The organism is Deltaproteobacteria bacterium (genome assembly GCA_026712905.1).
In the GTDB taxonomy this organism is placed as follows: Bacteria; Desulfobacterota; Binatia; order UBA9968; family JAJDTQ01; genus JAJDTQ01.
This window is the reverse complement of sequence record JAPOPM010000019.1, coordinates 1-11,876: the sequence shown is the minus strand read 5'-3', so window position 1 is coordinate 11,876 and position 11,876 is coordinate 1. Positions and strand designations below refer to the sequence as shown.

Annotated in this window: 20 protein-coding genes; 2 read left to right on the top strand and 18 right to left on the bottom strand. The window is 63.3% G+C overall.

Annotation, left to right across the window (positions count from 1 at the left end; translation table 11 throughout):
• Both OXF11_01140 and OXF11_01135 read right to left on the bottom strand, forming a co-directional pair.
• Positions 1-3,233 (bottom strand): relaxase domain-containing protein (locus tag OXF11_01140; GenBank protein ID MCY4485711.1); only part of this gene is annotated, 3,233 nt, incomplete at its 3' end.
• A 10-nt stretch (positions 3,234-3,243) separates the two neighbouring features.
• Entirely contained in the window at positions 3,244-3,447 is a 204-nt protein-coding gene (locus tag OXF11_01135) for a hypothetical protein (GenBank protein MCY4485710.1), read from the bottom strand.
• A 272-nt stretch (positions 3,448-3,719) separates the two neighbouring features.
• Between OXF11_01135 and OXF11_01130 the strand changes: the two genes are divergently transcribed.
• Positions 3,720-4,058: a hypothetical protein gene (locus tag OXF11_01130; GenBank protein MCY4485709.1), complete on the top strand. Its 339-nt coding sequence runs from the start codon at positions 3,720-3,722 to the stop codon at positions 4,056-4,058.
• A 178-nt stretch (positions 4,059-4,236) separates the two neighbouring features.
• On the opposite strand, the gene OXF11_01125 is transcribed toward OXF11_01130, so the two are convergent.
• From OXF11_01125 to OXF11_01065, 13 genes are all read right to left on the bottom strand, one after another.
• Entirely contained in the window at positions 4,237-4,782 is a 546-nt protein-coding gene (locus OXF11_01125; protein ID MCY4485708.1) for a hypothetical protein, read from the bottom strand.
• A 62-nt stretch (positions 4,783-4,844) separates the two neighbouring features.
• Positions 4,845-5,036: a hypothetical protein gene (locus OXF11_01120; protein MCY4485707.1), complete on the bottom strand. Its 192-nt coding sequence runs from the start codon at positions 5,034-5,036 to the stop codon at positions 4,845-4,847.
• Positions 5,037-5,187: 151 nt separating this feature from the next.
• Positions 5,188-5,622 (bottom strand): single-stranded DNA-binding protein, encoded by a 435-nt coding sequence (ssb, locus tag OXF11_01115; GenBank protein MCY4485706.1) that lies wholly within the window; start codon positions 5,620-5,622, stop codon positions 5,188-5,190.
• A gap of 94 nt (positions 5,623-5,716) precedes the next feature.
• Positions 5,717-6,136, bottom strand: coding sequence for a hypothetical protein (locus OXF11_01110; GenBank protein MCY4485705.1), 420 nt, complete (start codon positions 6,134-6,136; stop codon positions 5,717-5,719).
• A 394-nt stretch (positions 6,137-6,530) separates the two neighbouring features.
• A complete protein-coding gene (locus tag OXF11_01105) occupies positions 6,531-6,896 on the bottom strand; it encodes a type II toxin-antitoxin system RelE/ParE family toxin (GenBank protein ID MCY4485704.1) in 366 nt (121 codons plus the stop codon).
• A gap of 216 nt (positions 6,897-7,112) precedes the next feature.
• Positions 7,113-7,559, bottom strand: coding sequence for a single-stranded DNA-binding protein (gene ssb / locus OXF11_01100; GenBank protein MCY4485703.1), 447 nt, complete (start codon positions 7,557-7,559; stop codon positions 7,113-7,115).
• 91 nt (positions 7,560-7,650) lie between these two features.
• The gene (locus OXF11_01095; GenBank protein MCY4485702.1) at positions 7,651-7,821 is read right to left on the bottom strand and encodes a hypothetical protein; all 171 of its coding nucleotides are present in this window, start codon (positions 7,819-7,821) and stop codon (positions 7,651-7,653) included.
• 257 nt (positions 7,822-8,078) lie between these two features.
• Complete coding sequence (locus OXF11_01090; GenBank protein MCY4485701.1) at positions 8,079-8,354, bottom strand: type II toxin-antitoxin system RelE/ParE family toxin; 276 nt, start codon at positions 8,352-8,354, stop codon at positions 8,079-8,081.
• Positions 8,338-8,568, bottom strand: a complete 231-nt coding sequence (locus OXF11_01085; GenBank protein MCY4485700.1) for a DUF6290 family protein — start codon at positions 8,566-8,568, stop codon at positions 8,338-8,340. Before OXF11_01085 ends, OXF11_01090 begins: the two co-directional genes overlap by 17 nt.
• A 7-nt stretch (positions 8,569-8,575) precedes the next feature.
• Positions 8,576-8,818: a type II toxin-antitoxin system HicB family antitoxin gene (locus OXF11_01080; GenBank protein MCY4485699.1), complete on the bottom strand. Its 243-nt coding sequence runs from the start codon at positions 8,816-8,818 to the stop codon at positions 8,576-8,578.
• An 82-nt stretch (positions 8,819-8,900) separates the two neighbouring features.
• On the bottom strand, positions 8,901-9,350 hold the full coding sequence (locus tag OXF11_01075; protein MCY4485698.1) for a macro domain-containing protein: 450 nt from the start codon (positions 9,348-9,350) through the stop codon (positions 8,901-8,903).
• 119 nt (positions 9,351-9,469) lie between these two features.
• A complete protein-coding gene (gene ssb, locus OXF11_01070; GenBank protein ID MCY4485697.1) occupies positions 9,470-9,916 on the bottom strand; it encodes a single-stranded DNA-binding protein in 447 nt (148 codons plus the stop codon).
• A gap of 142 nt (positions 9,917-10,058) precedes the next feature.
• Positions 10,059-10,331, bottom strand: a complete 273-nt coding sequence (locus OXF11_01065) for a hypothetical protein (GenBank protein MCY4485696.1) — start codon at positions 10,329-10,331, stop codon at positions 10,059-10,061.
• A gap of 94 nt (positions 10,332-10,425) precedes the next feature.
• Between OXF11_01065 and OXF11_01060 the strand changes: the two genes are divergently transcribed.
• Complete coding sequence (locus OXF11_01060; protein ID MCY4485695.1) at positions 10,426-10,668, top strand: hypothetical protein; 243 nt, start codon at positions 10,426-10,428, stop codon at positions 10,666-10,668.
• A gap of 3 nt (positions 10,669-10,671) precedes the next feature.
• Here OXF11_01060 and OXF11_01055 read toward each other — a convergent pair whose 3' ends face one another.
• From OXF11_01055 to OXF11_01045, 3 genes are all read right to left on the bottom strand, one after another.
• A complete protein-coding gene (locus OXF11_01055) occupies positions 10,672-11,106 on the bottom strand; it encodes a type II toxin-antitoxin system HicB family antitoxin (GenBank protein MCY4485694.1) in 435 nt (144 codons plus the stop codon).
• Positions 11,107-11,118: 12 nt separating this feature from the next.
• Positions 11,119-11,304 carry a type II toxin-antitoxin system HicA family toxin gene (locus OXF11_01050; GenBank protein MCY4485693.1) on the bottom strand — a complete coding sequence of 62 codons (186 nt, stop codon included), beginning with the start codon at positions 11,302-11,304 and terminating at the stop codon, positions 11,119-11,121.
• A gap of 225 nt (positions 11,305-11,529) precedes the next feature.
• The coding region (locus tag OXF11_01045) for a hypothetical protein (protein ID MCY4485692.1) at positions 11,530-11,876 on the bottom strand (347 nt) is incomplete at its 5' end.

Below are 11,876 nucleotides of genomic sequence, written 5' to 3'. Positions count from 1 at the left end.
GTTCGGAGCGTTTCGAGATAGGTCGGACCGCGCAGGGCTTCGGCCTTTTCGGTGAGACCCTCGCGTTCCGTGACAGCGCGGTAGCTCTCCTTGATGCCTTCGATGGTGTCTGAGAGTTGCTGGTAGGAAGCCACGTGGTTGCGGTCCACGTTGTCCTGTTCGACCGTTCGGATCAGCTCGTCGAGGAAGGGCGTTTCGCCGTCCGGCGAGCGGTTGGCCCGGAGCCAGTTGACGGCTGACAGTCCTCCGGGAGGACGTGGCCGGACCATGCGCTTGTAGTAGCCTTTCGGTTCATGGCGCGTCGGAATCGCGGGGTCTGGCGGCGGCGGCGGTTCCATAGCGGTGGCGCGTTCGTCCGGAGGAAGGATGAAGTCGCGCGCGGCCTTTTTCGGATCGGACCGCGACCAGAGTTTGGCGAGGTGGTCCCGCAGGTCCTGGTCGGTGACGTCGCGCTGGTGCTCATATTCTGGGCGTTCATCCGCGACCGTCATCCGAAGCGGCTCGGCATTCACGTAGACGTCGAGGCGGTCCCGGTGTCTGGTGAGGCTCGGATAAACCGTCTCCAGCGCCGGCCGATCGTCGGCGAGGACATAGGCGTGGTCGACGGTCGCGCCCTGGGCGGACGAGAAGGTGAGTGCGTATCCGTAGTCGAGCCGCGGCAGTCCGTGGCGGCCTTGATCGGGGTTCCAGTCGCGGATGTCGTCGGGGTCGAAGGTGAATGTCTTTCCGTCGTCTCTGCGTGCCGTGATGATGTGCCGGACCTGGCCGCGCTTGTTCCTGAAGGGCTGCCCGGTTCCGTCGGTGGGAGTCTCGATGGTCTCGACGGTGACAAGGTTGCCGGTATCGAGGCCGAGGTCGCGGCAGGGGGTCCGGATGACGAGGCGGTCGCCAGGTGCGACGAGGATGTTGCGGGGATTGTTGTGCCGCGTGTCGGAGTTGTCGCCGGCGACGGTGATGGTGACTTCCGCCGCGCGCTGCTCGTCCGTGAGGGCCAGGTGGCGTAGGCACGGAGACAGCGTACCGATTTCGTCATGTGTGCGGGCGATGACGAGGGTGGACCGATCGGGAGATTTCCGGCGGTGTTTGTCCCAGTCTTCGACGAGTTGTTTCAGGGTCCTTTCGAGATTGTGGCCGAGATGAAACCGGTCCCGCTCGTGGTAGGCGGCGATGCTTTTCGCGACGCTTTCGGTGGCTTCTTCGCGGTTGTCGGCGAAGCCGTCGCGAAGGTTCGATGAAGCCGTGATCTGCCAGGGAACGAACCGCGGAGCATCGGCGTCGGCCCGGTATTGCCGGACGAGTTCCTGCCGTTCGGCATGGCTCATTGTCGCCAGGCGCTCGCGCGCTTCGGCAGGCGTGATGCCCTGCGCGTGGACCAGGACGTCCTCGGCATCTGCGCGCTGGCGGCGGATCTGGGTTACGAGTGTGCTGCCGATCTCGTTGCGCAGCAGTCTCAATCCGGGTCCGGCGCCGATGGGTTGCTGCTGCCTGGTATCGCCGGACCAGATGATGCTGGCGCCGGTCTTCTCGGCGATTTCGAGGAGCTGCGCCGTATGCTCGACCTGCAATTGGCCGGCCTCGTCGACGATGATGAGGGACTTCTCATCGAGTTCGAGTTTCTGTTGCTTGTACATGTTGAGGAGCTTCATCACGCACCAGGCCTGGATATGCGCAGCCGCCCCGAGCTCTTTGGCGTTCCGCCAGGCCTGGGCCGTGCCGTAGACCGTCCAGCCCGCCTTCCGGTAGATGTCCGCGATGGGAGTGAGGGTGGTGGTCTTACCGGAACCGGCTGCACCTTCGATGATGAGGTTGCGTTTGCCGACGGTTGCGGCGCGGACCGCATTTGCCTGCTCGGCGCTGAGAGGCTCCCCCTTTTCGGTCATGGTCTCGAGGTGCGTGTCGACGAACTCGGAGGGGATGGATTGCGCTGGCTGGACGGCAAGCGACTGACCGAGGCGCCCGATATCCCGTTCCCGATCGAGATGCGCTTTGGCGGTGAAGACGCGTGTCTGGAGCATGTTGGCCTTGACGTCCGGTCCCTCGCCCCAGCGGTCGAGTTCGACCACGTCGGAGCGTTCGATGACCTGCGATGTCATGGCTTCGATATTCTCGGGCGCCAGCATGCCGGGCATGATGTGAGCAATTCGCTGCATCAGATCGGTCATGTGCCAGACGGCTTCATTTTCCGTGAGGTCGTTTGGAATTTCTTCGAGACGCTTGCGGACTTCAGCTTCGTCCTCGTCCGTTATGCTGTGGCGTGGAATGCTGTCGAGGACGGTGGTGACATCCTCGACGAACCGTGCGCGTTGGAGGTCCCAGAGGAGCGACCGTCCGACCGGATCGAGGCTCTGTTCCTTGCTTGCCCGGGTGCGTTTTACGATCTTCTCGGCGGCCGCGCGGTTGTCGCCGGTTGAAAATCCCATTGCCCTTGCGGCCTCGGTGATGGTGTTGCTCCGGCTCGACCAGTGTTTCTGGAGATCCTGGGGTACGCCGCAAATGCGGAAGAACGCGTTGTCGCGGCCGTGGCGTTCGACGGCGAAGCCGAAGCGTTGGGTGATGTTGTATGCGAGCGCCAGGCGGTAGATGGATCCGGCGGTCCTGTACCAGTCATATAGGGGTTTGGCGTGTAGGGATCGCCACTTGCCGTCGTCAGCGAGGGCGGCGTTGAAGATGACACAGTGAGTATGGAGGTGTGGTTCGTTATCGCGTGAAGACTGGTGCTGGAAGGTGGCGGCCATGATCTTGGCGCGCATCGCTTCGAGGGTTCCGTCCTCTCCTCTTCGTCTGGTCCATGCGCAGTACTTATTGATGATGAGGTCGAGCGCTGTACGGACGGCGTCGTCATGGGCTCGGGCGAGCTCGTTATGGATATGGTCGTCTTCGCCATGGGTCATTGCCCAGAGGGTGGAGACGGACTTGTCCGCGCCGAAGGTGAGATCGAATGCGGCAGTGCGGGTTTCGCTGCCGGCGTTTCTTGTGAGCTTCAGCGGCTCTCCGTTGTCGTTCTCGTCGTTTGGATTGAATGGCGCGTAGCCCTGGTGAAGCCGGTGGAAAGCGTTTGCATCGACCCGCCGCCCGTCCTCCAGGCCGAACAGTCCGTGCGGGTTGTACCACACGCCGTCGGGCTCCTCGCCGGCGAGGTAGTATTCTCCGGGCGGCCGGTGAGAGGCCTGCGATTCGATGTAGTAGTCCGCTGCTTCCTTGGCGCTGGAGATTCTTGCGAGGGTTCCGACCATGCCAGGCGTCTCAGCGCTCGACCTTGCGGTGGTGGTGATCGATGCAGAAAGCGCGGATGGCCTGCTGGATCGCGTGGCTTATGGAGATGCCGAGTTCGGCTGCGGTGATCCTGAGGGATCGCAGTTCCTCTTCGTCGAGATAGACGTACTGGCGCTTCCTGGAGGCGGGGCGTGATCCAGTCTTGCGGGGTTGGAACTTGCGAGCGGGCTTCATGAGGCGTCTTCTTTACGGTCGAAATTGCGAAATGCACCCATTTCGTTTGAGGGAGTTTGGCGAAAAAAAGTTCGGTGCGATAAAGCGTTACTTGGCGTGAAGTGTTTCGAAACACATCCATGTGCAAGAGTATGACAGCCAGAATGCTTGTTACCGGGACGTATCATGGGGGTGTTCGCTATCGGATGATGTGGTGGGAGGCATAATGATGGAGGATGGAGAGGGGAGCAAGGGGTTGCGATCTGAAAACTGGAAGGGGATATAGGAAGTCGATGACCCACGAAACGGATGAAGGGAATCGGGGGAGAAATCAAATGGTGAAAAATGCGCAAAAAGCTCGTCGTAACAGGAGAAGAACGGTTCAGGAGGCAGGTATCGACTTCGAAGGTATCGTCGATGATCTTGGGAAGGAAAAGCCCAGGACGATCATGGTGAGTGAGGCGTTGGAGCGTTTGGTAGTGGCACTTTCGGAAGGGCATGAGCGGGGGTTGATGGTCGGGCAGATAGCAGAAATCTGTCGTCGACGAGGCCTCGATGTGGATGAGGATGAAGTGCAGGATGCATTGGCAAATGCGGCGGCAGGGGAGGCAGGGGAGAGGCGCACGGGGTAGAGATGACATGAGCGGGCGGTCGAACTGAAGAGGTAGAGAGCAAAGTAGCAATAATCTCACAATCGGTGTGAAGCGAACGGTGAAATGTGACCGGTACGCGGAGCAAAAAAAGGGCCGGCGCTGAAACACGCCGGCCCTTGGTGTCAGATGAAACGCGGATGGGTGTCCGCGAGTGGGGTCACGCGGCGAGCCTCTCGTAGAGGAAGCGCGGACTGGAATTCACGTGTTCGACCACGCGGGGCAGCAGCTCCGAGGGGGATGAGACCCGGAACCGGGCGCACGGGTCGGTCAGGATGAGGACGGAATAGAGCGGTCCGTCCGGGGCGCCTTCGTCCGCGAAGGTGGCGATCTCGCCGATGATGCGGCCGCCGCGGTGGATGTGGGTCAGCGCCGGCGAGTAGCGGTGGAAGCAGATGCCGGTCTCGGACGAGCAGCCCGGGCAGGAAGGGCTGGTCTCAGTGCGCCGGGGCAGCGCGAGGGGGCCGGATTCCTCGCGGGAGCCGTCCTCGTTGAAGTGGACGGTGAGGAGGGGTTCACCCGCGGGGCGGCCGTCGGGGGACGCCCGATATATGTGGTTGACCTCGCCGGGCGCGGGGTACTCGGCGTAGCTGTAGAGGATGTCCTCATACGCCCAGAAGAGGGTGTCATAGCGGCTGGAACCGGACCGGGCGGGCCTGGATTCGGTTGCCGGGCGTGTGTAGGCGAGGATGTACGAACCGGACATGGGAACCTCCCAGGGTTGAGTTACCAAAGCGAAGCTTTGCTGTTCTTTCGAGACGAAGGTGCTCACCGGCGCGGTGTTGCGAGGAGCGTGCCGAAGGCGCCGAAGACGGTGGGGGCGGCGATCGCAGCGAGAGCGAGCGAGATGTGAATCCGGTCCGAGAGGACGAGCGGTTCGAGCAGGAACGTGGCCGCGACCGCGTAGGGGATGCCGAGGATGGCGAGGATGAAAAAGAAACGATTGGCGCAGGCGGGCATGGCGGTGATTCCCCGGAGGTTGGTTCACCCGAAAGCGGCTTTGCTGAAACTCCGGGGAGGTGAACGGGACCGGGGATGGGAGCAAAAAAAGGGCCGCCGCGGTGAAGCGGCGGCCCGAGTGGGGAGGGAGGAACGATCGGTATGGCAGCGATCAGAAGGGAACGGGATCGCTGTCGTTGAGGCCGGTGGGCTCGGGCGCCGGGGCCGGTTGGGCCGCGGGCTGCGGTGCGCCGCCGGGCTTGTCGAGGAAGGACACCTGGCTGCCCGGGATGACCATGATCTCGGTGGCGAAGCGGTCGGTCTGCTCGCCTTCCTTGCGCCACCGGCGGGGCTTGAGCGTGCCCTCGACGAAGACGAGCCGGCCCTTGCGACCGTGCTTCTCGAACATCGAGACGAGACCCTGCTGGAAGGTGACGACCTGGTGCCACTCCTGGGAGTCGACGCGCTCGCCCGACTGCTTCGAGACGTAGCTCTCGTCGGTGGCGACGCGCAGCTTGGCGATCTTGGTGCCGTTGGTGAGGGTGACGATTTCGGCGTCGGCGCCGAGGCGCCCGATGAGTTCGACGCGGTTCAATCCGAAAGCCATTATGGCCTCCTCTGTTTGACGATGGCTGAAAGAGAACCGAGCGACCGGATCGTCCGACCCGATCATCGTTCAGTTCGAAAAAGCGCAAGCTTCCCTAAAACTTGAAACCCCGCGTGACGGCAAGAGAGGTAGTGGCCGGTGAGTTGGAGGCGGGGCAGCTGGGTGACGGAAGAGGCGGTAGCGGCTCGGCACGGGTGAGCATGGAGATCACCGTTCCGAGGTAGATGGCGAGGGCGACCGTGACGATGAGGACGCAGAACCGCACGTAGAAGCGCGAGATGAAGTCGATGGCGTCGAGCGTGCGGTAACGGAGTCCGGCGAGGAAGTTGGGGAAACGCGGGCAGCGCCGGCGCGGGTAAAGGATGTAGCGGAAGGTGGGTTTCGGCCGGCGTCCGAAAGAGGGAGCGGAGGCGTCCGGTGAGCTGGTGGCGCGGAGGAGCTCGCTGTCGAAGTCGCATGGCGGGATGGTGGGGACGGACGGTTGATGGCCGATGAAGGGAACGATAGCGCGCATGGCTGCCTCCGGGTTTCGGTTTGCAGCCGAGGCGCTTTTCTGGTCTCGGTACATGCCCGGAGGGGGGAACAAAAAAATTGCCGGCACTGCTGCGCGCCGGCAGTTGAGTCATCGAAGGGAATCGGGATTTCGCTTGCTTGAGGAGGCGGTTGAAAGCGCGGTTGCGGCTGGAGATGCGGGATGCGCGGTTGCCTTTCGGTGAGTTTGGCAGCCTATTGGCGCTTGGAAGGACTCGCGGCGAGGGGAGACCCAGACGTGGAGATGTTCGGGGTAGGAGCAGCGTGACGGTGCTGGTATGCCGTCTCGTCCGCCAGAAATTGCGCTTTGAGTCTATCGACTTTCTGGCGGTCGGTTTCGTCGAGGTTGTCGATGAAGTCCTGGAGGGTGTTCGGCATCAGCTGGTTCCCTTGGTGGCGAGCCGGGCAAGGTGGCGGTCAAAGCGCTCGTCAGCCTTTCGAATGAGTTCGCGGTAGAAGCGTCTGCTTGAAAGGCCGGACTTGTCGGCGGCAACGAGAAGAATTGCGCTGCGTGAAGGGTCGAAGGCGAAGGCGATCCTCCATGCGCCGTCGGCGGCGTTGAAACGCATTTCCTTCATGTTGGCGTGTCGAGAGCCGCTGAGTGTGTCGACGTGAGGTCGCCCGACATGGGGCCCGCGTTCTTGAAGAATTTCCGTCATTGCGACTATGGACACCTTGACCGGGTTCGCGAGCATTTCGAATTCTGGAGCAAATTCGTCGGCCAACTCCACGTGCCAATTCATAACGAGAGGTTGGGGCGCGGTGTGGCGCGAGTCAAGGTAGCGGGCAGGTCCATGGCGGTATCCTCTGCGAGTGTAGGTTGCGTCGGACCAAGGCTTTTCTACGCTGGCACGCTGTTGTGGAGGTAGGTGAGTGAGGCCGGGGAGTCGGAGCAAAAAAAGGGCCGCCGCTGTGAAGCGACGGCCCTGTCGGGGGAGGATCGGAGAGGGTGGTCGCGGTCAGGCGGCCATGGGGTAGGATTCGTCGAGCGACGGGAGATCGTCCGAGGCCGGTGCCGGCGTGGGGTCGGCCGAGGCGCCTGCGGCGGCGGTGCCGGGTTTGTCGAGGAACGACACCTGGCTGCCCGGGATGACCATGATCTCGGTGGAGAAGCGGTCGGTCTCCTCGCCTTCCTTGCGCCACCGGCGGGTCTGCAGCTTGCCTTCGACGAAGACGAGCCGGCCCTTGCGACCGTGCTTCTCGAACATGGCGACGAGGCCCTGCTGGAAGGTGACGACCTGGTGCCACTCCTGGGCGTCGACGCGCTCGCCCGACTGCTTCGAGACGTAGCTCTCGTCGGTGGCGACGCGGAGCTTGGCGATCCTGGTGCCGTTGGAGAGGGTGACGATTTCGGCGTCAGCGCCGAGGCGCCCGATGAGTTCGACGCGGTTCAATCCGAAAGCCATGTTGGCCTCCTCTGTTTGACGATGGCTGAAAGAGAACCGACCGACCGGACCCTCCGGCCCGATCGTCGTTCGGTTCGAAAAAGCGAAAGCTTTACTCAAACTCTGGACGGATGTTGTCGGCGGGGCCGATCCAGAGCGGAGGAAGGACGTCGCGGATCTCGCGAGAGGACATGCCGATCTCTGCGAGGAGCTCCGGAGCGTTGAGGGGTTCGCGATCCGACGACGCGGAGGCGCGGTCGACGTCGATGGTGTCGATATACATGGCAGCCCTTTCTTCTGCTGGCCCGGTATTCCGGGCGGTTGCAGAAACGGGGCTTTCCTTAAACTTGTTCGCGGGAGAGCGGATGTGGGGAGCGGAAACCGGTAGGGAAACAGAAAGAGCGAGACGCGGTTGAAGGGGAGTGCGCGGCGAGATTGTACGACCCGCCAGTTCCACCTTCAGGTGCAAGAACGGCTGCAGGTGGGCTGAGTGGCAAATGACGAGTGGGCGCAGTCGTGCGACAGGAGAGGGCCGGGAAGCTATTGGTGGCGGTAGATCGAGCGGCGATGGCCGATCTGGACGACTAGTACACGTTGTTCGTCGTCGTGGAGTTCGCACAGGATGCGGTAGTCGCCGACGCGATAGCGCCAGTAGCGGCCGAGAGTGGAACCCTGCAGCGTGGCGCCGGCCTGTCGCGGATGATCGAGTTGAGACAACCGGTTTCGCAGATAGGTGCGGATCCGGGCCGAGTCGGGTGGATTGAGCTTCTTGATTTGCCTGGCCGCGCGCTCCGCGATTTCAATCTTCCACGCCAAGGTAGGCGTCCAATTCGTCGAGCGTGAGAGTCCGGTCGCCGGAATTTCGGTGCTCCGCAGCGGCGTTCTCGGCGGTGTGCAGGTCCTCGAGGTCCTCCAGATGACGTTCGAGGGCTTCGCGAATGTAGAAGGCGGCGGTGCGGCCCGAGCGGGCGGCAAGGGCGCGCAGGCGGTTGTGGGTTACCTCGGGCAGTCGCACGGCTGTTTGCTTCATTGTCCGGCTACCTCACCGTCGCGGTGGCGTCGCTCGCGAGGCAGTTGTGCTCAAGGGCGAGAACTGTCTGTATGCCGACGAATTCTGCCTGGATGGTGGGTTCATCGTCTTCGAAGATCAGGGCGAGGACTTCTGCGTTGATTTCGTCGAGAGAGTTGCCTTGAGAGTGAGCGCCGGGGATGCCGGGGACATGACCGATGTAGACGCCGGTATCGGGGCATCGCTGGATGACAGCTGTATAGGCGCGCATGGTGGACGCTCCTTTCGGTTGTCGGGATGGAATGTAGAGCGGAAGCGGTGTTGGGGAAAGATGGCTGGAGAAGTGCCGGGCTCTACTCGGGGGCGGGACCGTGGATGACGACATCCACGCCGTCTAGCGTGGAGAGATGGTGGAGGATCAGTTGGCGGACGTCGGGCCAGGGCAGCCCGCCGAGGCCGCAGCCGAGCGGGGGGATCGCAATCGAGCGGATGGTGTTTGTAGCGATGGCGCCGGCTAGGGCGTGGAGGCCTTGGGTTACGTCGTCGAGGCGGCTGGCGTCGCGCCAGTGGCGTTTCGTCGGGAAGTTGACGATGAGGCGGGGAACGCCGGCGTCGAAGACGTGCAGGCGGCCGGGGGCGAGATCGCGGCGGCGGCATGCGGCGGCATAGGATGTGAAGTTGGCGGGGAAGCGGCGCTTGAACTGGAGCGCCAGGCCCTTGCCCATGACGCCGACGCAGTTGACGGGATTGACGAGGGCCTCGCAGCCGGAATCGAAGATGTTGCCCTGGACGAACCGGATCATGGCGATGCTCCTGGAAGGGGACGGTTGCAGAGACTGGGGCTTTGCTTCGGCTTGGGCGCTGGCGGCAAAAAGAAGGCCGGCGCTCTGGAGAGCGCCGGCCGATAACGGGGTTGGGCGGGTCAGCCCTGGAGGCTCTCGTCGTTGATGAGCTCTTCGGTTGGGGGAGAGTCCGGCGGCGGAGGCGCGGCCGGATCGGCTCCCTGGGGGGCGGTGTCGTCGCGTCGGTCCAGGAAGAGAAGCTGGCCGCCCGGTGGTATGACGATTTCGGTGGAGTAGTGGTCCGTGCCGTTGCGGTCTGTCCATTTCCGCGTCTGCAGTCGCCCGGAGACGAAGACGCGGCGGCCCTTCTTGCCGTGCTGGGACAGAAGGTCGACGAAGAACGGGTGGTAGGTGGCGATGCGGTGCCATTCTGTCCGTTCGGTGTAGTCGCCGGTCGAGCGGTCCTTGAAGCGCTGCGAGGTTGCAATTGAGATGGTTGCGACGCGGCCGGAGTCCTGAAACGTACGGACTTCGGGATCGCGTCCGAGGTTACCGATAACCTCGGCGCGATTGAGCGATTGTGCCATGGATGTGTGAACTCCCTGGTGCACTGGTTGTCGGGCCGCAGGGAGATTCTGGCCTGCGGGGAGTCCGCAATCAATGGGGAAAAGGAGTGTGTGGCGCCGGCCGAATCGATAGCGGGATCACCTGCAGGTGCAGGGGAGAGCGTTAGTGGATGTGGCTGGGGTCGAGGTCCTGGAGGGCGTCTGTCGCGCGGGACCTGTCGGCTATGCGCTGAGCGTCGGCGCGACTCTGGCCGAGAGGAGCGTTGAAGCGGTCGCAAAGCTCGAGGGCTTCGTTCATGTTGGTTGCATGCAGTTCTGTCGGGATGTGGCCGGGGACGCCTTCGATCGTGATGACGATCTGGATAAGGCCTGGGGTGTCGGTGGGCTCGGGAACGAAGGCGTAGGTGATTTCAGGTGGAAGGCCGTGGAAGGGCATTGGCGTCTCCCTGCGGGAAGAGGGAAATTATAACGCGGGGGCGGGGTGTGAGGAATCCCCAGGGGTCGGTAGGTCAGATGCTCAGGAATGTGCGGTGAGCGGCGTCAAGGAGCCCGGCGTAGGTGGTCGGTTCGATCGTGTCGCCGGTCCGGCGCCGGATGGTGATGCAGGCGGCGCAGTCATTGCCCATGTGGCGCTTGTGGGCAATCTGGCGCCTTCGCAGAAGGGCGATGGGGTCGGGAGCGCGGCGGCAGGTTTGGTGGCGTTGATGACGATTCCGTCTTTGACGGTGCTGGAGGGACTTACCGGGAAGATTGAAATACCCGCCGCCTGTTGAGGGTCAAGCTGCTTCTTCCACGGTGATTACCAGACGCTTCCTGAAGCTGGCCAAGGCCTCTTCCAGCCTGCCGATCTTGGTGGTGTGGCGGGGATCGAGCATGCGGCGAACCTCGCTCTCCTGAATGCCCATCGACACCGCGAAGGCGCTGTTGGACAGCCGCTGCTCTCGCAGGGCCTCGTAGAGCGCCACCTTGGCGGCCAGCACGGCGCCAGGAACTGCGGTCGGTCGGCCTTTGGCCGGGCTGGGCGCCGGAATGGCCTCGCGCCGCGCGATGCGGCCCGCGAGCGCCTCCTCGAGGCAGTCGGCCGCTTCCGCGAGCGCTTCGGCGAGCGTGTTGCCGTCCGTGAAGGCCTCGTCGAAGTCCGGGAAGGTGACCGAATAGCCGTCGTCGCGTTCCTTGTGGAGGTCGATGGGGTAGCTGTAACGCGTTACCATGGTCGGAACTCCCTAAAGGTCGTCCGGGTCGATGCCGAGCTGTTTGCACATGCCGTGGAGCGTGCCGGTCTTGAGCGGCTTCCTGCGGTCCTTCACCACGGTATGGCGGTCGCCGTAATAGAGGGTGCCGTGGCTGCCCTTGCCCCTCGTCCTGTCGAATCTGACCGCGATCCCGTTCCTGCGTGCAAGTCTTCTCACTCCCGCTATGAACTCGCGCCCGGTCACGGAGGGGAATCTCGCACAAAAATGCGCGACGGGACAAGGCTCGTTTCGCATTCGCAGTCCTGGCAGAAGGCCATTTGCATGGTGGAGTCGAGTTCCCAGGACTGGGATTCGACGGACCAGGCGGCCCATGCGTCGAGCTTGACACGGTCGGAACGGCATGTCGTGCAGAGATAGGTGAGACGGGTGGCCGGGGGCATGTCAGGGGCTCCTGTTCATTGCGATTTTCGCGAAGGAGCCTTTGCACCAGGCCATGGTGGCTTCGATAAAGGGATCGAGCTTGTGCGAGGGACAGACGTGCAGGACCTCGTCGCGAAAGCGGCGGAGGGGGAAGGCGGCTTCGCAGTCTTCCTCGTACCAGCCGTCGGTGGAGCGTTCGTCGGGGGGCATTTGGGCGAGACGGTCGTTGGAGAGCCATATCCCGCCATGGGAGGGGGTGTGGACGGACACGATTCCCTCGGCGAAGGGTATGGCGGCGTCGACCGGTCCCCAGGGGGAATAGTGGCCGGGCTCCGGGGGATGGAGGTTGCGGGGCATGGGCGGCTCCG

Bases quoted from the DNA above. Each gene is read 5' to 3' on its own strand.
- OXF11_01135 (MCY4485710.1), bottom strand. From the start codon at position 3,447: ATGAAGCCCGCTCGCAAGTTCCAACCCCGCAAGACTGGATCACGCCCC.
- OXF11_01130 (MCY4485709.1), top strand. From the start codon at position 3,720: ATGACCCACGAAACGGATGAAGGGAATCGGGGGAGAAATCAAATGGTG.
- OXF11_01125 (MCY4485708.1), bottom strand. From the start codon at position 4,782: ATGTCCGGTTCGTACATCCTCGCCTACACACGCCCGGCAACCGAATCC.
- OXF11_01120 (MCY4485707.1), bottom strand. From the start codon at position 5,036: ATGCCCGCCTGCGCCAATCGTTTCTTTTTCATCCTCGCCATCCTCGGC.
- ssb (MCY4485706.1), bottom strand. From the start codon at position 5,622: ATGGCTTTCGGATTGAACCGCGTCGAACTCATCGGGCGCCTCGGCGCC.
- OXF11_01110 (MCY4485705.1), bottom strand. From the start codon at position 6,136: ATGCGCGCTATCGTTCCCTTCATCGGCCATCAACCGTCCGTCCCCACC.
- OXF11_01105 (MCY4485704.1), bottom strand. From the start codon at position 6,896: ATGAATTGGCACGTGGAGTTGGCCGACGAATTTGCTCCAGAATTCGAA.
- ssb (MCY4485703.1), bottom strand. From the start codon at position 7,559: ATGGCTTTCGGATTGAACCGCGTCGAACTCATCGGGCGCCTCGGCGCT.
- OXF11_01095 (MCY4485702.1), bottom strand. From the start codon at position 7,821: ATGTATATCGACACCATCGACGTCGACCGCGCCTCCGCGTCGTCGGAT.
- OXF11_01085 (MCY4485700.1), bottom strand. From the start codon at position 8,568: ATGAAGCAAACAGCCGTGCGACTGCCCGAGGTAACCCACAACCGCCTG.
- OXF11_01080 (MCY4485699.1), bottom strand. From the start codon at position 8,818: ATGCGCGCCTATACAGCTGTCATCCAGCGATGCCCCGATACCGGCGTC.
- OXF11_01075 (MCY4485698.1), bottom strand. From the start codon at position 9,350: ATGATCCGGTTCGTCCAGGGCAACATCTTCGATTCCGGCTGCGAGGCC.
- ssb (MCY4485697.1), bottom strand. From the start codon at position 9,916: ATGGCACAATCGCTCAATCGCGCCGAGGTTATCGGTAACCTCGGACGC.
- OXF11_01065 (MCY4485696.1), bottom strand. From the start codon at position 10,331: ATGCCCTTCCACGGCCTTCCACCTGAAATCACCTACGCCTTCGTTCCC.
- OXF11_01055 (MCY4485694.1), bottom strand. From the start codon at position 11,106: ATGGTAACGCGTTACAGCTACCCCATCGACCTCCACAAGGAACGCGAC.